At 65.2% G+C, this 18,258-nt stretch carries 17 protein-coding genes; 11 read left to right on the top strand and 6 right to left on the bottom strand.

Going from position 1 to position 18,258, the window contains the following annotated elements; translation table 11 throughout:
* Positions 1-3: 3 nt before the first annotated feature.
* Both G6N42_RS01685 and G6N42_RS01690 read right to left on the bottom strand, forming a co-directional pair.
* Positions 4-393 (bottom strand): PaaI family thioesterase, encoded by a 390-nt coding sequence (locus tag G6N42_RS01685; RefSeq protein ID WP_163736816.1) that lies wholly within the window; start codon positions 391-393, stop codon positions 4-6.
* 11 nt (positions 394-404) lie between these two features.
* Positions 405-1,313: an enoyl-CoA hydratase gene (locus G6N42_RS01690; RefSeq protein WP_163725229.1), complete on the bottom strand. Its 909-nt coding sequence runs from the start codon at positions 1,311-1,313 to the stop codon at positions 405-407.
* Positions 1,314-1,436: 123 nt separating this feature from the next.
* Between G6N42_RS01690 and G6N42_RS01695 the strand changes: the two genes are divergently transcribed.
* Genes G6N42_RS01695 through fadD4 form a run of 4 tightly spaced genes read left to right on the top strand, consistent with a single transcriptional unit; the run spans position 1,437 to position 5,640 of the window.
* The gene (locus G6N42_RS01695; RefSeq protein WP_163736821.1) at positions 1,437-2,522 is read left to right on the top strand and encodes an NAD(P)H-dependent amine dehydrogenase family protein; all 1,086 of its coding nucleotides are present in this window, start codon (positions 1,437-1,439) and stop codon (positions 2,520-2,522) included.
* Positions 2,519-3,172, top strand: a complete 654-nt coding sequence (locus tag G6N42_RS01700; RefSeq protein ID WP_174261994.1) for a nitroreductase family protein — start codon at positions 2,519-2,521, stop codon at positions 3,170-3,172. The genes G6N42_RS01695 and G6N42_RS01700 overlap by 4 nt, the downstream gene beginning before the upstream one ends.
* A 9-nt stretch (positions 3,173-3,181) precedes the next feature.
* Positions 3,182-4,114, top strand: a complete 933-nt coding sequence (locus tag G6N42_RS01705) for a TIGR03619 family F420-dependent LLM class oxidoreductase (protein WP_163725233.1) — start codon at positions 3,182-3,184, stop codon at positions 4,112-4,114.
* 17 nt (positions 4,115-4,131) lie between these two features.
* Complete coding sequence (gene fadD4 / locus G6N42_RS01710) at positions 4,132-5,640, top strand: fatty-acid--CoA ligase FadD4 (protein ID WP_163725236.1); 1,509 nt, start codon at positions 4,132-4,134, stop codon at positions 5,638-5,640.
* On the opposite strand, the gene G6N42_RS01715 is transcribed toward fadD4, so the two are convergent.
* Positions 5,624-7,198, bottom strand: coding sequence for a PTS transporter subunit EIIC (locus G6N42_RS01715; RefSeq protein ID WP_163725238.1), 1,575 nt, complete (start codon positions 7,196-7,198; stop codon positions 5,624-5,626). The genes fadD4 and G6N42_RS01715 overlap by 17 nt on opposite strands.
* 134 nt (positions 7,199-7,332) lie before the next feature.
* Here G6N42_RS01715 and G6N42_RS01720 point away from each other — a divergent pair, with 134 nt between their 5' ends.
* The 4 genes from G6N42_RS01720 to G6N42_RS01735 are packed head-to-tail and all read left to right on the top strand — an operon-like array spanning position 7,333 to position 11,209.
* Positions 7,333-7,803, top strand: a complete 471-nt coding sequence (locus G6N42_RS01720) for a PTS sugar transporter subunit IIA (RefSeq protein ID WP_163725241.1) — start codon at positions 7,333-7,335, stop codon at positions 7,801-7,803.
* On the top strand, positions 7,804-8,589 hold the full coding sequence (nagB, locus tag G6N42_RS01725) for a glucosamine-6-phosphate deaminase (protein WP_163725244.1): 786 nt from the start codon (positions 7,804-7,806) through the stop codon (positions 8,587-8,589).
* Complete coding sequence (gene nagA, locus G6N42_RS01730) at positions 8,590-9,741, top strand: N-acetylglucosamine-6-phosphate deacetylase (RefSeq protein WP_163725246.1); 1,152 nt, start codon at positions 8,590-8,592, stop codon at positions 9,739-9,741.
* A 1-nt stretch (position 9,742) separates the two neighbouring features.
* A complete protein-coding gene (locus G6N42_RS01735) occupies positions 9,743-11,209 on the top strand; it encodes an aldehyde dehydrogenase family protein (RefSeq protein WP_163725248.1) in 1,467 nt (488 codons plus the stop codon).
* 4 nt (positions 11,210-11,213) lie between these two features.
* Here G6N42_RS01735 and G6N42_RS01740 read toward each other — a convergent pair whose 3' ends face one another.
* The 3 genes from G6N42_RS01740 to G6N42_RS01750 are packed head-to-tail and all read right to left on the bottom strand — an operon-like array spanning position 11,214 to position 16,695.
* The gene (locus tag G6N42_RS01740; RefSeq protein ID WP_163725251.1) at positions 11,214-12,695 is read right to left on the bottom strand and encodes a flavin-containing monooxygenase; all 1,482 of its coding nucleotides are present in this window, start codon (positions 12,693-12,695) and stop codon (positions 11,214-11,216) included.
* 16 nt (positions 12,696-12,711) lie between these two features.
* Positions 12,712-14,397 carry a patatin-like phospholipase family protein gene (locus G6N42_RS01745; protein ID WP_163725254.1) on the bottom strand — a complete coding sequence of 562 codons (1,686 nt, stop codon included), beginning with the start codon at positions 14,395-14,397 and terminating at the stop codon, positions 12,712-12,714.
* A 9-nt stretch (positions 14,398-14,406) separates the two neighbouring features.
* On the bottom strand, positions 14,407-16,695 hold the full coding sequence (locus tag G6N42_RS01750) for a DUF1214 domain-containing protein (protein ID WP_163725257.1): 2,289 nt from the start codon (positions 16,693-16,695) through the stop codon (positions 14,407-14,409).
* 144 nt (positions 16,696-16,839) lie between these two features.
* Between G6N42_RS01750 and G6N42_RS01755 the strand changes: the two genes are divergently transcribed.
* The 3 genes from G6N42_RS01755 (at position 16,840) to G6N42_RS01765 (ending at position 18,244) form a co-directional block, all read left to right on the top strand.
* A complete protein-coding gene (locus G6N42_RS01755; RefSeq protein WP_163725260.1) occupies positions 16,840-17,286 on the top strand; it encodes an SRPBCC family protein in 447 nt (148 codons plus the stop codon).
* Positions 17,270-17,809, top strand: a complete 540-nt coding sequence (locus G6N42_RS01760) for a TetR/AcrR family transcriptional regulator (protein ID WP_163725263.1) — start codon at positions 17,270-17,272, stop codon at positions 17,807-17,809. Before G6N42_RS01755 ends, G6N42_RS01760 begins: the two co-directional genes overlap by 17 nt.
* 96 nt (positions 17,810-17,905) lie before the next feature.
* Positions 17,906-18,244, top strand: a complete 339-nt coding sequence (locus G6N42_RS01765) for a hypothetical protein (RefSeq protein WP_163725266.1) — start codon at positions 17,906-17,908, stop codon at positions 18,242-18,244.
* Positions 18,245-18,258: the final 14 nt, after the last annotated feature.

The raw sequence follows: 18,258 nt of genomic DNA on the forward strand, positions 1-18,258 counted from the left end.
TCGCTATCTGGGAGTCAGGACAGCGAAGCTCAACGTCGCCCGTGCGGCCAACCGGTCTTCGCCGACGTCTGTCACATCGACCGCGACAACGATCGTGCGTCGACCCGCCCGTACCAAGGTGGCGGTGGCGCGCGCAGGCCCTTCGACGATCGGAGCCAGGAAGTGGATGGTCATGTCCGCGGTGCTCGCGCCCGCTCCCTCGCCCGTGTACTTGATCGCGAGCCTGCCCCCGGCCACGTCGATGAGTGTGGCGACCAATCCGCCCTGGAGCGCACCGCGAATGTTCACCAGATCCGCCCGGTTCTCCAGGTCGACGACCACGGTGTCATCGGAATCGACGACGTCGAAGAACGGCAGCTGTGCGAACAGGTGGTCGGGGATGGTCACCTGCATCGGGCGTGGTGTCATGACTCCACTCTGACTTGGTCCTTGACCGACAGGACGATCGGGGGCGCGGTTCGCCAGTCGGGTACACCGTTCTCCGGTCCAGCTACGGCACGCCTGTCATCGCGGACGCCGACCCAATGCGAGTGGTTGAGCTGGTGCAGCGTGAAGCACGATTGCAGCGAGTTGTAGAAGCCCATGTTGTCGACGGTCTGGTTGACCGATTCCTTGATCAAGAGCGCGGCCATGGTTGGCACTTCACCGATGCGACGGGCCATATCCAGCGTGCGGTCGGCCAATTCGTCACGCCTGAACACCTTGCTCACCATGCCGAGCCGATGTGCCTCGTGGATGTCGATGGCATCACCGGTGAGCATGAGCTCCTTGGCCTTTCGTGGACCGAACTCCCACGGGTGGCCGAAGTACTCCATGCCGCACATGCCAAGCCGGGTGCCGACGACATCGGCGAAACGCACCTCTTCGCTGCCGACGATGAGGTCGCACGCCCACATCAGCATCAGGCCCGCCGAGAACACGTCGCCGTGCACCTGCGCGATGGTGATCTTGCGCAGGTTGCGCCACCGCAGTGTGTTCTGGAAGAAGTAGTGCCACTCCTGCAGCATGATCTTCTCGGAGCCCTCCCGGGTGCCGCCGTTGATCGCCGCGGTCGGATGCTGATCGGGGCCCGGGCGAAACTCTGCGCTGGCCTGCTTCGAGCCGATGTCGTGGCCGGACGAGAACATCTTTCCCTCGCCGGCGAGGATCACCACCCGCACAGTGTCGTCGGCCTCGGCGCGTCCGAACGCCTCGTCGAGCTCGACGAGCATGCCGCGGTTCTGGGCGTTCCGCTGTTCGGGCCGGTTCAACGAGATGCGCACGATCATGCCGTCGTCGAAGGTCTCCCACTTCAGGAATTTGTAGTCGCTCACGGGGCTCCTCCAGGTTCTGCAGTACGGTAATGGTGTTACCGAAATATGAGAAGATATGTTCTCACAGTTCGGAAAGCACAGTCGGGAAGGGTGCACATGACCGTACGTCAGCCCAGGCCGCGGGTGATCCTGTGGGGACCCGGACAAGTCGGGGTCGGTGCTCTACGGGCACTCATTGCACACCCCGGTCTGGACCTCGTCGGGGTCGTCGTATACGCCGAGGCCAAGGACGGCAAGGACGCCGGTGACCTATGCGGAATGCCTGCGACCGGAGTCATCGCGACCCGCGACATCGACGCCGCGCTGTCGACCGACGCCGATGTGGTCGCGTACTTCGCGTCGGGTGATTACCGCTATCGCGAGGCGGCCGAGGACATCGCCCGCTGTCTTCGGGCAGGCAGGAACGTCGTCTGCACCTCGCTGGTGCCGATGTGCTACCCACCGGCCGCCGACCGGGAGACCGTCGACCTCATCCGGACGGCGTGCGAGGAGGGGGGCAGCAGTTTCTTCAACAGTGGTGTCGATCCCGGCTGGGCGAACGATGTCATCGCGTTGACGATGACGGGTTTCTCCAGCCGCGTCGACACCATCACCATGCTCGAGATCCTCGACTACGGCCCGATCAACCAGCCCGAGATCATGTTCGACTTCATGGGCTTTGCGCACCCACCGGATCATCCCGCACCGCTGTTCGACACCGAACGTCTTGCCGCCCTGTGGGCGCCGACCGTGCACCTGGTCGCCGACGGTGTCGGTCTGCCGTTGGACCGCGTCGAGACGACGATCGAAAAGTGGTTGGCCACAGAACGTTACGAGGTCGCGTCGGGCTGGGTCGAGCCGGGCACCATGGGTGGCATGCGATTCAAGCTCGCGGGGATGGTCGACGGTGAAGAGCGCGTTGTGCTGGAACACGTCACACGCATGGGCGAGGGCTCGGCCCCGGACTGGCCACGGCATCCGTCGCCGCACGGTGGCTACCGCGTGATCGTCGACGGGCTGCCGACCTACACCGTGGACATCGAGATGCATGGCCGCGGAAACAATATGCGCGGCCTGACCTATGCCACCGTCATGCGCGAGCTGAACGCCATTCCGGCAGTCATGGCCGCACCGCCGGGCCTGTTGTCGACACTCGACCTGCCGCTGGTCACGGGTCCGGTGCGCGGTGGTACGTGGCGAGGTGTGCTACCGCGGACGGGGAACGCATGAGCCGTCAAGAGGTGCCGCGGGTCTCCGATGACCTGTGGACGGTGATGAATTCGGCGACCGCCGTCCGGAGGTATCGCACCGAACCCGTACCCGATGACGTGCTGGAGAAGTGCCTGCTGGCGGCGTCGTGGGCGCCGTCGGGTGGGAACGGTCAGCCGTGGCGATTCGTCGTCATCCGTAGTCCGGAACTTCGTGAGGTGATCACCGCTGCCGCTCGGCGGACATGGGAGGTGATGAAGGAGTTCTATCGGCTGCCCCCGGTCGCAGAGGATGCTGACGACCCGAAGTCGCGTGTCCTTCGAGCCATGGCCGAACACATGGAGGTCGGCGGTGGCGCCCCGGAACTCGTGTTGTTCTGCGTCCAGCCCCAGCGAGGGACCACCGAAATGCAGCAGGCCGGGTCGATATTTCCCGCCGTCCAGAACTTCTTGCTCGCCGCGCGTGCCCAGGGTCTCGGGGCGGCCATCACCTTGTGGCACGGTCACTGCGAAGCGGAACTGCGCGCATCCATCGGCATCCCGGATGACTGGAAGATCGCGACGTTGTTGACGATCGGCTGGCCGGCCGGAGGGCACCACGTGGTGTCCCGTAGACCGTTGGCAACGGCAGCGGTGATAGACACGTGGGAAACCCCTTGGTCCCATGAATGAGGCGTAACAGTGCGCACACCCGAACTCTCCTTGTACTTGACGACATACTCCGACGCTCCCCAGCACGACTGGCGCGAGACGCTGCAACTGGCGCAGGCGATGGATGCCGCCGGCGTCGACCGGCTCGTGGTGTCCGACCACCTCGTTTTCGGGGAGAACCTGGACGCGTATGCAGATCCATCCCTCGGCGGCCAGGCGGGCGGTAAGCAGCCGACCGGACCCGACGGCGCATGGCTGGAACCGCTGATCGTGTTGACCGCGATCGCGGCCGTGACGACCCGCATCAGGCTCGGCACCGCAATCCTGCTGGCGGCGCTGCGGCGGCCGGCGGTCCTGGCCAAGCAACTCGCCACCCTGGACGCGATTTCCGGTGGTCGAGTGGATCTGGGCGTCGGAGTCGGTTGGCAGCGCGAGGAGTACGAAGCAGCGGGTTTGTCGTTCAAGGATCGCGGACGTCTACTCGACCACACGCTCGAGGTCTGCCAGGCCCTCTGGACGCAACAGCGGGCGTCCTACGATTCAGCTGAGCTCAGCTTCGATGGCATCCACCAGATGCCCAAACCGGTGCAACCAGGCGGTGTTCCGCTGTGGATCAGCGGAACCGTCAACAACGCCGTGGCACGCCGGATCGCACGCTTCGGAAGCGGGTGGATCCCGTGGGGTTCGGCCTATGCGGACATCCCGGGCGCGATCGCTGCGATGAAGGACAAGATCGTCGAGTTCGGTGGCGACCCCACCGATCTGCAGGTGCAGGGAGTCGCGCGCGTCGTGAAGGGTGACGACGGATCGATCGACTATGCGGCTTCCGCCGCCGCTGTTCCCGCCCTGGTCGAGGCAGGTGTCACCGACGTCCGGTTCCCGGCATCGCTGACCGCCGACCCCGATCGGGCGCTCGAGGTCATGTCGTCTCTCGTCGAGGCGTTCCGCGACGCCACGCGCTGATCGGCCAGGCGAAACCCATGCAGCTTCGCGATCATGTCGGATCGACGAAACCCGCTGTCGTGCTTCACCCTTCCGGAGTGGTCGTGACATTCACCGAATTGGAGGCGCGGGCGAACCGGCTCGCTCATTTTCTCCGCCGCGCCGGACTGAGGGCCGGCGACACCGTCGCCATCCTGATGGAGAACAACGAACACATACACGCCGCGATGTGGGCGGCGAGGCGCAGCGGGCTCTACTACACGTTGGTCAACACGCATCTCTTCGCGTCTGAGATCGCCTACATCGTGAGCGACAGCGGCGCCAAGGCTGTCATTTCGTCATCGGCGATGCGGCAAGTCTGCGAGGAGCTGCCGATCGAATCGCTCGCCGTTGCGGTGATCGTCGATGACGAACTCGACGGTTGGCAGCGCTACCCGGAGTGTGTAGCCACCGAGGCCTCGACACCGATCGTCGATGAGTGCGACGGGCTGTTGCTGCAGTACTCGGCGGGCAGCACGGGGCGCCCCAAGGGAATTCGGCGTCCGCTGAGCTCTGCGCGCGCAACCCTGTCGACACCGGTGTTCGAAGCCCTCGGCGTGAGCGAGGATTCGGTGTACCTGAGCCCCGCACCGACTTATCACACGGCGCCCGCGATGTGGACGATGGCCGCGCAGGCTGTCGGCGCGACGACGGTGGTCATGGAACGCTTCGATGCCGAACAGGCGCTGGAAAGTATTGAGCGGTACGGCGTCACGCACGCTCAGTTCGTACCGTCGATGTTCGTCCGGATGTTGCGCCTGCCCGAGGAAACGCGGCGGACCTACGACTTGTCGAGCCTGCGGCGCGTCGTCCACGCCGCGGCACCATGTCCGCTGGCGATCAAGCGCCAGATGATCGACTGGTGGGGTCCGATTGTTGACGAATACTACGGATCATCGGAAGGTGCGGGCATCTCGTTCATCCGCGCCGAGGAATGGCTCGAGCGGCCCGGGTCGGTCGGCAAGCCGATGCTCGGGGTGCCGCACATTCTCGACGAAGGTGGTGCCGAGCTGCCGACGGGCCAGGTCGGCGAAGTCTATTACGAGGGCGGCTATCCGTTCGAATACCTCAATGATCAAGTTAAGACAGCGGATTCGCGCAGTGCCGAGGGTTGGGTCACGGTCGGCGACGTCGGATACGTCGACGATGACGGCTATCTTTATCTCACCGACCGCCGCAACCACATGATCATCTCCGGCGGCGTCAACATCTATCCGCAGGAGACGGAGAACATGTTGATCAGCCATCCGCTCGTGGTCGATGCGGCGGTTTTCGGAATTCCAGACGACGTCATGGGTCAATCCGTCAAAGCCGTGGTCCAACTGAACGATCCCGCCCGCGCGGACGACGCTCTTGCCGACGACCTGATCGCCTGGCTGCAAGACCGGCTGGCCCACTACAAGTGTCCCCGGTCCATCTCGTTCGAGCCGAACCTTCCCCGCACGGATGCTGGAAAGTTGTACAAGCAGCAGCTGATCGACAAGTACGCGGCTACAGGATCTCGTTGATGTCGTTCTTCAACGCCTCGGCATCAGTGCCGAACACCGCCTGAACACTGTTGCCGACCTCGACGACACCCGCAGCGCCGAGTCTCTTCAGGCGGGCTTGGTCCACTTTGTCCTTGTCGGAAACCTCCACGCGCAGGCGGGTGATGCAGGCGTCGACGTTGACGAGGTTGTCCCGTCCGCCGAACGCCGCGATGACCTGCTCGGCCTTGCTGTCCGTCCTGGCGGGCGCGGTCAACGTGGCGGTGGCGCCGCTCGCCGACACCGCAGTCGAAGAATCGGCGCCCTCGCCGAGGTTGGCTTGTTCCTCCGCCTCGAACTCGCTTTCCGGTTCACGTCCCGGCGTCCGCAGGTTCCACTTCGTGATTGCGAACCGGAACAACACGTAGTAGACGACGAAGAAGACCAACCCCATGCCGATCAGCAGGGGAATGTTCTTCGCCGCGGGAGCGGTGCCGTACAGCAGCAGATCGATGAGACCGGCCGAGAACGAGAAACCGAGGTGAATGTCGAGCAGGTAGGCGACGGCCAGCGACAGCCCGGTGAGCACCGCGTGAATGATGTAGAGCGGGAACGCCACGAACATGAACGCGAACTCGAGCGGTTCGGTCACGCCGGTCAGGAACGCCGTCAGTGCCGCGGCAGCCAGGATGCCGACCGCGACCTTACGTTGCTTCTTGTTCGCGACGTGGATCATCGCGAGCGCTGCGGCGGGCAGCCCGAACATCAGGATGGGGTAGAAGCCCGAGGTGAGGATGCCGGCAGTCGGATCGCCCGCGGCGAATCGGGTCAGTTCGCCGGTGACGGCTTCGCCGCCGGGCGGCTGGTAGTCGCCGTAGAGGAACCAGATGTAGGAGTTCGGGATGTGGTGTAGACCGAACGGGATGAGCATGCGGTTGGCGAACCCATACACAAAGGCACCGAAGGCGCCCGCGCCACCGATGAACTCGCCGAGGCTGGTCAGCCCTGCGTCGAAGATCGGATAGAAGTAGCTCATCGCGAAGGCGATGAACAGGCTCGCCAGCGACACCACGATCGGAACGAACCGCCTGCCGCCGAAGAAGCCGAGGTAGGACGGCAGCTGGATGGTGTGATAGCGGTCGAAGAGCCATGCCGTCACCAGGCCGATCACGATGCCGGCGAACACGCTGTAGTTGATCTGGGCCTGCTCGCCCGCCTTGTCCAGCTCACCGGCCAGGACGATCGGTGACATGGTCTTGAAGACCGCCTCCATCACCAGGTAGCCGACGACGGCCGACAGTGCTGTGGAACCGTCGGCTTTCTTGGCGAAACCGATCGCCACACCCACGGCGAACAGCAGCGGCAGGTTGCTGAAGAGGGCATCGCCCGCCGCGCTCATGGCCTTGAAGAAGTCGCCGATGACGGGGGTTTCGATTCGGCCCAGCAGGTCGGGCTGACCGAGCCGAAGCAGGATGCCTGCCGCGGGAAGGACCGCGATCGGCAGCATCAGGCTCTTGCCCAGGCGCTGCAGCTGCGCAAATCCTGGGAAGCGAAGACCCGACTTCGCCTGTGTACCGGCGGGTTTCGATGGGCCGCTCATCTCGTCCAGACCTCCTCTGCCCCGATCGCGCAAGCCGTCAAAGCTCAGCGGAAGCTTAGAGGAAACGCCGAAGCCCAGCCTCTCTTTCCGGCACGCTCGTATTGTTGGTGCGCACGAGCAGAAGGAGTCTCGACGTGGGTACGACTCAGATCTTCGCGCCGGTCGGCGGCCGGGCAGTTCCGCTCACCGAAGTGCCCGATCCGGTGTTCTCGGCAGGCATGGTGGGCCACGGTGCGGCTGTCGACCCTCCGCACGAGATGATCGAGGCGGTCGCGCCGGTCAGCGGGAAACTGCTGAAACTCATGCCGCACGCCTACATCGTCATGACGCCGGACAACGTCGGCGTGCTGGTCCACCTCGGCCTGGACACCGTTCAACTGAAGGGCGACGGCTTCACCGCCCATCTGAGCCAAGGTGACAGTGTCACCGCCGGCCAGGTGGTCATCACCTATGACGTCGCGTCGGTCGTGGCGAAAGGCCTCAATCCGATCGTCCCCGTCGTCGTGATGGACGAACGCGAACCGGACAATGTGGTCCCTGCCGAAGCGGTCCTCGAGGGTGCGCAGATTCCCTCCGGGACAAAACTTTTCATCGCGAACAAATAGATGGAAGTCATCATCCTGCAGGATGCCGCCGAGATCGGCGCCGTCGGGTCCGACGCGGTGGTCGCGCTGCTCGATCGAAAACCGGATGCAGTACTGGGTCTGGCCACCGGATCATCGCCGCTGGCGATCTACGACGAACTCGCGCGTCGCTGCGACAGCGGCACGGTCTCCTTCCGTGAGGCACGCGGTTTCACGCTCGACGAGTACGTCGGCCTGCCCGCCGATCATCCGCAGCGCTATCGCAATGTCATCGACGAGGTCTTCGTCTCCAAAGTCGACTTCGCCCCCGGCGCCGTACATGGACCCGATGGGCTCGCCGCCGACATCACCGCCGCGTGCGCGGAGTACGAGGCTGCCATCCGTGACGCCGGCGGTGTCGATCTGCAGATCCTCGGTATCGGCACGGATGGCCACATCGCGTTCAATGAGCCCGGTTCCTCGTTGGGGTCGCGCACTCGCATCAAGACCCTGACAAGACAGACCCGGATTGACAATGCCCGCTTTTTCGGCGGTGATGTCGACGCGGTGCCGACCCATTGCCTTACGCAGGGGCTGGCGGCCATATTGGAGGCGAGTCACCTGATTCTGGTGGCGACGGGCCGGCAGAAGGCAGAAGCCGTGCATCAGCTCGTCGAAGGCCCGGTCAGCGCGATGTGGCCCGCGACGATCTTGCAGCTACACCCGCATGTCACGGTGCTGTTGGACGGCGCGGCGGCCCAACGACTCCAGCTCGTCGACTACTACCGCGAGACCTACCGATCCAAGCCGGTATGGCAGGACATCTGAGTGCTGCTTACCGCCGACACGCTACTTACGGGCCGAGAACTGTTGCGGCCGGGATGGATTGACGTATCCGATGCACGCGTCGGCGCCGTCGGGGCGGGTACACCGCCACGTCCGGCGGACCGAGATCTCGGCGCTGTCACGGTGGTGCCGGGTTTCGTCGACACGCATGTCCACGGCGGGGGAGGGACGAACTTCTCGGCGGCCCTGCGCACCGATACGGCCACGGCTGTCGACTTTCATCGTAGGCACGGCACCACCACGCTGGTCGCGTCGTTGGTCACGGCCGGCCCCGATGACCTACTTCGTCAGGTAACCGGATTGGCAGCTGATGTCCGTGACGGCCTGCTCGACGGGATTCACCTCGAGGGTCCGTGGCTCTCGACGGTGCGGTGCGGTGCCCACCAGCCCGCCCTGATGCGCGACCCCGACCCTGAGGAGATCGACCGCGTACTGAAGGCCGCCGCGGGGACCATACGCATGATCACGATCGCGCCCGAACGTGAAGGGGCACGTGCGGCGATCGAGCGGATCGTCGACGCGGGAGTAGTGGCCGCGGTGGGACATACAGACGCGACCTACGACCAGACCCGCGCGGCGATCGAGGCGGGTGCGACGGTGGCCACGCACCTGTTCAACGCGATGCGTCCGATCAACACCCGCGAAGCCGGCCCGGTCATCGCGCTTCTGGAAGACCCCCGTGTGACCGTCGAACTGATCACCGACGGTGTGCACGTCGACCCCGCGCTCTACCGACATGTTTCGCACAGCGCGGGGCCCGATCGGGTGTCACTGATCACCGACGCGATCTCGGCGGCAGGAATGAGCGACGGTGCCTATCAGCTCGGTCCGCTGGAAGTCGACGTCGTGGACGGAGTGGCGCGCGTGTCCGGAACGCCGACCATCGCGGGCAGCACTGCGACCATGGACCATCAGTTCCGCTTCGCCGTGCAGCACAGCGGGCTTGGTCGTGACGAGGCGTTGATGGCCGCGGTGCGTCAAGCGTCGATCAACCCGACGCGCGCACTTGGCCTTCCTGACTCGGGCCTTGTCGCCCGTGCCTCCGCTGATCTGGTGGTGCTCGACGCCGACCTCATGGTGGTCGGCGTGCTGCGTCGAGGATCGTGGGTGTTCGAAGCAGAGAGGGGCAATTGACGTGGTCAACGCGCGTCCGCTGATCGACTCATACCCGCTGTACCTCGACGGCCAGTGGGTGGAGCCGCAGGCGGGCCGATATGACGACATCTCGCCGGCCACCGAAGAAGTGATCGCCCGGGCTCCGGACGCAGGCCTGGCGGACGTCGACGCCGCGATCTCCGCTGCGCGGCGCGCATTCGACTCGGGGCCATGGGCACACGCGTCGGCAGAGAACCGGGCACGATGCCTGACGCAGTTGGGCGCCGCGCTCACCGAGCACGCCGACGAGCTTTTCGCGCTGTCGCAGTCCGAGTGGGGTTGTCTGGCTAACGAGCGGGCGATCCAGATCGACGCACCGGCGTTGACCGCGAACCGTTCCGGTGAACTCGCCACGCAGCTCACCGACGAGACCGTCAGCGCGGACGGAGCGGCCAGCACCACGCTGCTTCGGTACGAGCCGCAGGGAGTCGTCTCGATCCTGACCCCATGGAATTTTCCGCACAGCCTCAACGTGATGAAGGTCTGCCGGGCGCTGGCCGCCGGCAACACCGTGGTGCTCAAGCCGTCGCCGCTGACCCCGATCGCCGGCTTGGCGCTGGCTCGAATCATCGATGAGCACACCGATATTCCGCCAGGGACCGTCAATGTCGTGACGCCGAGCGGCATTGAGGCAAGCAAGGTGTTGACGACCGACCCGCGGATCGACATGGTGGGCTTCACCGGCAGTTCGGCCGTCGGCAGGGAGATCATGGCCGCCGCAAGCACGACCATGAAGCGCATCCTTCTCGAGTGCGGCGGCAAGTCGGCGGTCGTTCTCCTCGACGATGTCGAGGTGACCGACGAACTGCTGGAACGCCTGCTGTTCGAGGCCTGCTCGTTGCATGCAGGCCAGGCGTGCATCCTGCAGAGCCGACTGCTGCTGCCCGCACCGCTACACGATGAGGTCGTCGACGGGCTCGTCGAACTGGTCGGACGCGTAAAAGTCGGTGATCCAACGGATCCCGAGACGCAGATGGGCCCGCTCATCAGTCGGGCTCAATTGGAGAGAGTTGCGGCTCACGTCTCCGCGGCAATCGACGAAGGTGCCACCGTGGTGGCGGGCGGCCGACGCCCGCCGGGCCGGGGCAAGGGCTTTTACTTCGAGCCGACGATCTTGACCGGCGTCACTCCGGACTCGGTGATCGCCCAGGAAGAAGTGTTCGGGCCAGTGCTATCGGTGCTGCGCTACACCGACGACGACGATGCGGTCGCGATCGCCAACAACTCGCAGTACGGACTCTCGGGCGCGGTCTGGGGAAGCGACATCGACCGCGCGTTCGCCGTGGCCGGCCGCGTTCGCACCGGGCAGATTGCCGTGAACGGTTGTGGCCCCGGCGATGCCCCGTTCGGCGGATTCAAACAGAGCGGATTGGGCCGGGAAGGCGGCGGACTCCGCGGGCTGCACGCCTACATGGAGCAAAAGGCCATCGGCCTTCCCACGCGCTGAACGCTTAGCGCGTGGCCACCTGCGACCAATAGCGACTCTCCCGTTCGGTCATCTCGTTGGACGTGATGGCGCCAAACGCAGCGGCGTCGCGCGCGAACCGCGCAGACGCTTCGGGGAGTGCGTCGGGGCCTTCGAGCCGGAAACAGCTCGGCGCGAGCGGACCGAACAGCAATGCTCTGCGCAGATTCGGCCAGTCCTCCAGTTGCGGCTCCACACCGGCTGCGCGCGCAAAGGCCACTGCCACCAGGTTCATCCGGGTCTTCTGGGACAGTCCGCGTCTCGCGCGGTAGCCGGCGATCGCCGCACGCTGCGCTCTCTCGTCGAATGGCGGCGCGGTACCGCCCCACGTGTAGGCGACCCAGCGGGCCTGAAGTTCCAGCGGCACGAAGTATCCACCGGACTGATCCCACATGCCCACCATCGCCAGGCCCGGAAGGTCAGGATGGAAGGTGAAACGGTCGGAGTCCAGGTGCACCGCGTCGACGTCGAAAATGGTGCGGATGTCGTCGCTGAGAAACGGCAGATCCAGTGCGAACCCCGTCCCGAACAGAAGCCCGTCGAATTCCTCGACGTGTCCGTCTTCGAAGCTCACGTTCGTCCCGTCGATCTTCGTCATCCACGGCCGCACGGAAATTCGGCCTTCGGCGACCAATGGGAGATACCCCTGGTTGAGGGTGACACCGGCGGCGAACAGTGAAGAGTTCGGTGCCGGCGCACCGTACTGCTCGGGGCTTCCGTTGGCTTCGACCACGATCTCCTTGAGTTGGCGCTCGACCTCGGCCGGTCGAAGGGTCTCATTCGCCAAGGCGCCGTATCGCGTGAAGATCCGGTGGTCGGACGGGACGCCTGCGGCGAATTTCGGAAGGACATAGCGTTGCTTTCGCTGGGTGACGACGACGCGCGTGGCGCCGAGTCGTGCGAGTTCCGTGGCGATGTCCAGGGCGCTGACCGCGCAGCCCGCCACCAGAACGCGCTTACCCACGTAGGGATTCGCTCCCCGATAGTCGAACGTCGACATCGCGCCTGCGGAGCCGGTGAACGTCTCGACGCCAGGAACGTCGGGGATTGCGGGGGACCGAAACCTGCCGGATGCCAACACCACCCGGTCGAACGGCTCTTCGCCTCCGTCATGTGTTACGCGCCAACGGGTGTCGATACGGCTGACGTGGTTCACCTGCCGTCCAAACCGGATCCGTGCCCTGAGACCGAACATGTCGGCGTACCGGTTCAGGTAGGCGAGGACGTCGCGGTTGGACAGGAACGTCTGGTCGCCGTCGTGCTCCAGGTCGCTGAAGGCCGTCAACACGCGACTGGTGTTGGTGTACATGGCCGGCCACACACCGCTGAAACCCGGCAGACCGGTCCACTGCCCGCCCAGCTGAGGTTGCTGCTCGAAGATCGTCGGCTCGAACCCCTGCGAGCACAGCCACCGTGCCGTGACGAGCCCCCCGGGCCCGGCGCCGATCACCGCAACGGTTTCGGTCATCTGACGGCGACCCGAATCACGTCAGGCGTCGATTTCGCCACCGCGCCAAGCGGTTCGCGGGCTCGTGGGTCGCCGCCATCACCGCGCTCATCGGCGACGCCACCGATGCCGGGTGGGCGGGCTCGGCGTCAGGGGCCGCAAACCGGTCACCTTCCCACCACGTCGGCTGAAGTAGCGCCGTCGTCACGGGGATGGCCTTGTCAACGCTCTTACGCCCCCACGCGCAGGCGCGGTCGATGGACGCCGCCGACGGTGCGAGATTCGCGGGCGACAGCGTCGGCGTGAAGCGCACCAGGTGGTCGGCATACGGAGCGTTGCGCACCATCTGCAACTGAACCGCCTGGGCGATCGGGACGAGCCACAGGTGGCGGGGATCCCATTGCGGGTGAAAGCAGTCGAATGCGAGATAGCAGGCATTGCGGGTGCCGAGCCTGCCGTCGCGGACCCGCTTCCACGCCAGCTCGACAGGCACGTTGCTCGCGGCGCCACCGTCGACCAAAGCGGCGACCTCCTTGTCCTCACACAGCGCGTCGAGCATCGGGACCATCCGCGGATCGCTCGTTTCATGGTGCAGCACACCGGGAATGGCCGACGAAAAGGATGCCGCGTCGACGACGTCGAACTGGCGAGTCTGGTCGTTGTCGCCGATGACGACCGGCTTGACGACCCGCAGGTCGATGAATGCAGACACCTGCCACAACCGCGCCGCTACCTGAGGCCCGATACCGATGGGGAGGAAGGGCAGTGTCCGCATCTGCAACGCCGCCAGTTCCGGGCGGCGAAACCGCGACGGCAGAGCCGCATACGGCTGCCTGCGCACCCCGGCGACCACGACGTCGAACGGAATCGCCAAGTCCGACATCCGTATTCGCTCGCCGTCGGCGCGTCTGAACAGCGCATCGGCGAACTGGTCGAAGCGTAACGAAAACACACCGGCCAGCCCGTGTCTGCGGCGAAGGCGCTCGGGGCCCAGGATCGCGCCGTACGACACGGTCTTGGCCCACGCGACGTATTCCTCGATGGGCACCGGCAGAGCGCGGGCCACGACGCTGCCCATGATCGATCCGAACGACGAGCCGATCATGTAGTCCGGGACCTGACCGGCCTCGAGCAGTCGTTGCATGCCGCCGATATAGACAAACCCCGCACCGCCACCGCCGCCGAGCACGGTGACGAGTTTCTTGTATCCGACCTCGGCATCGAGTTCGGCGGGAGAGAAGTCGTTCCCGTGATTGTCGATCAGCTGACGACGTTGCTCGTCCTGGTCGTCGGTCAGTTTCGCAAGGACATCGCGTGCCTTCGCCAATGACTTTGCCGGGTCACGTTCCTCACGCAGCGGGCCGTACAGCGAATCGGCCACCCTGGCGCGCCACGGCGCCACTTCACCGCCCACCGAGACGTCGCCACGTCCGCGTCTGCCGCCGGGCCCCGCAGCCCCGGGCTCGAAATCGGCGAGCCGGGCGAAGTTGAGGATGTAACGCAGCCTGCGTAATTCCTCGTCGCTCAACACATCCGGTTTCGCCAGATGATGCCGGACGAGCTTGTTCTCCATCTTCTGCAGGAGGAGCGCCGGCTCGGCGGTCGGCAAAGGGACAGTACCGACGGAGTCGACGACCTCGTCCTCGACTGCCTCGACGAGATCGAGTGCGACCTCACGGCGACTGAGCCTATTGAATACGGCGTCGGCGGAAGAGTTTTCCATGCGGTGTGATTACGTCCAGCGTCTGTCGAAGCCGGCCTTGCGCAATTCGATCTGATCCAGACGGTCCTGTTCGGTGATGAAGTCCTCTGCGGGCAGGAACTCGCGGAGCTCGTCGTGCGTCATGACGCGCTGATCCACGATGCGGGGTTGATTCGGCGAGTCGGAGTCGATGTCCTGGAACCGGATCGCCAGGGTGCCCTGATTCAAGTCATCCGTCGAAATCCAATTCGCCGCAAGCGGATCCGTCGGCGAGATCACCACGGTATAGGTGCCGTCCGGGTTTCTCTTCGCCTGTTCCATGTTCAGGCTCGCGGGCTCGTTCCGGTAGTCGTTCGTGATGGTCCACACGTTGTAGGTCGGCACGACGAAGTATCCGGCGTCGCCGGGATCGATGGTGAGCACGAGAGCCTCGTTGTCGTCGAGTTGAAAGTGACCGTTGCTTTGCAGCTGGTTGGCGAGGAACTCCGCATTGCTGGACGGCTGGCTGACGCTGTTGACAGGGCGAGGTTCCCCGGTTTCCGGGTCGGTGGTCGCCAGCGCCATGTACTTTTCCTGTTCCGCTGCGCCACGCACGATCAGAATCGTCGCGGCGAACCCGCCCCGCAGAGCCGGAGGCATGTACGGCACTGGCGGAATAGCCGATGCCAGGGCGACGAGCAGGGGATTGCCCACGATGCTTTCTCCGAGGAACGCGAAGCCGCCGAACTGAGCGAACATGCTGGGCGGCGGGCCCGCGACGCGCTCGACGGTGAGGCTCATCGGATTTTCTTCGTTCCAATCACCCAAGGTGTCGCGCACCGCAACGATCGTCGATCCGTTGGTCAGCTGCAGGTGATTCGGCCGTCCGTCTGCGGGCTCTCGATCGACGGTGATCTCGAAGCTTCCGTCCTCGTTGACCATCTCCGGGGTGATGGTCATGACCGTGGTCGTCGTTCCTGAAGCGCCCGACAGCACACTGAAGGTGACGTTGGTCGGCCGTGCTTCGACGTTGTCCCAGTCGTGAAACTGGCCTTTGATGACGTACGTCGACGCACCGTTGACACCTATGAAGCGGTAGACGGTGTCAGGGTTGTCGTAGAGGATTCGGGTCCCGGCCACGTACCGGTCGTCCCAGAAGTGCGGCGGGGCGACCTGGGCGACCACCGTCGGGTTCATCGAGTCGAGTAGCAGCTGCTGGAACGAGGCGGCCCTGGCGTATTCGTCGACCGCCCGGTCGAGCTGCGCCATGTTCTCCGCGTCGATGCCTTCGGGGTACAGCCGATTGGCTGCGGCCAGGAACTGCTGGCGCAGCACTACTTTCATCGCCGTGACGGGGAACGACTGCGCAGTTTGTTCGGCGATCTCCTCGGCGCTGAATTGCTGAGGTGTGGCCAGCGGGCTGGTGGCTGCGGCGGCCACATTTTCGGTCACCAACGCCGGGACCGGCACACTGGCGGTGGAAACCGCGCGCGAATCAAGATTGCCGAGTTCCCGGCGCACCCACCCCAGCATGGCCCACGCCATCGGAGGCTGCGGTGGTGCCACCGGTCCGGTGGCCGCCTGCGAGCTGAAACCTAAAGCGGACAACACCGTTCCGACCACGCCGCCGATGTCGGTAGACACTGTCGCTGCAGGGGCGGGCACCCGCGGCAAGTCCTTCGGCGACGGCGGGACGATCGCGGCGAACACTTTCTCGACCGTGGCAGGCGGTGGATCGGCGACCGCGAAGGTGCTCGATGTGTCTCGCGCTTCTGGTTGGTTGGTGACTGTTGATGTGGGGGGTTGTTGCCGCGAGTCCGCAAATGCCTGACGGGCGGTGTCCACTTGGTCGGCCAGCGAGATGCTTCTGCTACGCGTGTTCGGCTGGCGGGTCACGCGATTCGAGTCTTCGCCCCTGTTCTTCTTCGACCCGGCAAACGCGTCGCTGTTGTCGTCGTGATCGTCTTCGTCGTCTGCGCCGGCTTGTTCGTCGCTAACGTCATCATCGTTCGTGTTGTCATCGTTCGTGGTGATGCCGCCGGTGTTCACGCCGGTCACTGCGCCCGATATACCGGTCGTCGCACCCGTCGCACCCGTCGCACCCGTCGCGCCCGATGCACCCGTATAGCCCGAGCCCCCTCCGCTCGCGGGCCCGGTGTCCGACGTCCCCGTGCCGCCGGATGACGAGTCGGAGGCACCGGACGGGCCGTCCTGTGCAAATGCCACAGCTGGGCTGTTGGCGACGGCGACTCCGATCCCGAGCGCGACCGCCAGCGCGCCGACCCTGCCGATGAAACGTCCATAGCCGGTTGACGTCGTTGCCAAGGAGTTCGTAGCCATGGAAGGCCTTTCGTGCATCAACTGATCGAGATTCAGCTGTCTGCTCGACGGTAATGGCGGTCCAGCCGTTTCCGCATGCACTTTCGTTGTTTGCGGGCAGCCGGATACTTCCGTGCCGGCGATAGTTCATGTACCTTTTGGTACATGATTACCGACGATGGCGTCGAGATCGACGCACCGGCCACAGTCGTCTGGGATGTCTTCAGCGACGTCGAACGTTGGCCCGAATGGACGGCCTCCGTCACCCGCCTGGTCGCGCTCGACGGACCCGGCATCTCCGTGGGCAAACGGTTCGAGATCAAGCAACCGCGCATGCCGAAGCTCGTCTGGGAGGTCACGGATGTCGAACCGGGCAGGTCATGGACGTGGGTCCAGCGTTCGCCCGGTGGGCTGACCAAGGCGAGCCATGACATCGAGGCGCTCGCCGACGGCCGTACCCGAGTACGTCAGCAGATCGACCAGGGCGGACCGGTTGGGGCTTTGGTCGGGCTGCTCATGCGTCGACTGACGCGGAGATACCTCGAGTTGGAGGCCGCAGGCCTGAAAGCGCGAAGCGAGCAGTCATACCACCTCAATGGCCCGGCCTCCTGACCTCGAGCGCCGCCAAGAACTGCTTGACGCAGTGGTCACGGAATTCGCTGCGCGCGGGATCGGTGACAGGTCATTGCGCGACGTTGCGGCGGCGGTCGGGACGAGCCATCGGATGCTGTTGCACCACTTCGGCTCACGGAACGAACTGCTGCTCGCGATTGTCGGGGAGGTTGAACGTCGCCAGATGTCGATGATGAGTGACCTGCCCACCGAACCAGCCGACGCCATCGGGGCGATGTGGGCCGACCTGCGAAGGCCTGAACTGCGCCCCTTCGAGCGCCTGTTCTTCGAGTGCTACGCGCGCGGCGCACAGGGCGAGGCGCCCTTCTCCGGAATGCTGCCCGGCGCTGTGAACGACTGGCTGACCGACGACGCCGCCCGGGCAGTCGATCCCGCGATGATGCGTCTGGGTCTGGCCGTCGCGCGGGGTCTGTTGCTCGATCTGGTCGCCACGGACGATCGCAATGGGGTCGATGCGGCGCTGGCAGCATTTGTGGATCTGCTGCGTCGAGCAGGCGTTTAGGCCGTAGCTGCCCGTGGGTAGCCTGGTGACGTCGGGGGTCGAAACTGACCAGCATTTCCGCAAGTCGCGGGCGTGCAGATCGAAGGAGTCGACCTGATGAGTGTCAAGAAAGCCGTCCTAGCGGCCATATGTGCCGGTGCTGTGGCAGGCGGTGCACTGGGGATTGGCGCGGGTGTCGGCAACGCCGATCCGAAGTGGCCGGGTCCGCCGTGGCCCGGTCCAGGTCCGGGGGTGAATGTCGGCGGGCCGGGTAATCCCCTGCCGCCCGGGCAGCGCGGCCTTCCGCCGCCGGGGCATCGTGGCTTCGTGCCGATGTGGGCGCCACCTGCTCCGCCGCCGCCGTACTGGGCGCCGTGGCTCCCGGTGGAGTGGAACAGTGAGCTGAACGCCTGGGGCGTTCAGTGGGAAGGTGGTTTCAGAACCGCGCCGTTCTGATGTCACGTCAGCGG

Origin of the sequence: Mycobacterium gallinarum, from assembly GCF_010726765.1 — a bacterium.
Classification (GTDB): Bacteria; Actinomycetota; Actinomycetes; order Mycobacteriales; family Mycobacteriaceae; genus Mycobacterium; species Mycobacterium gallinarum.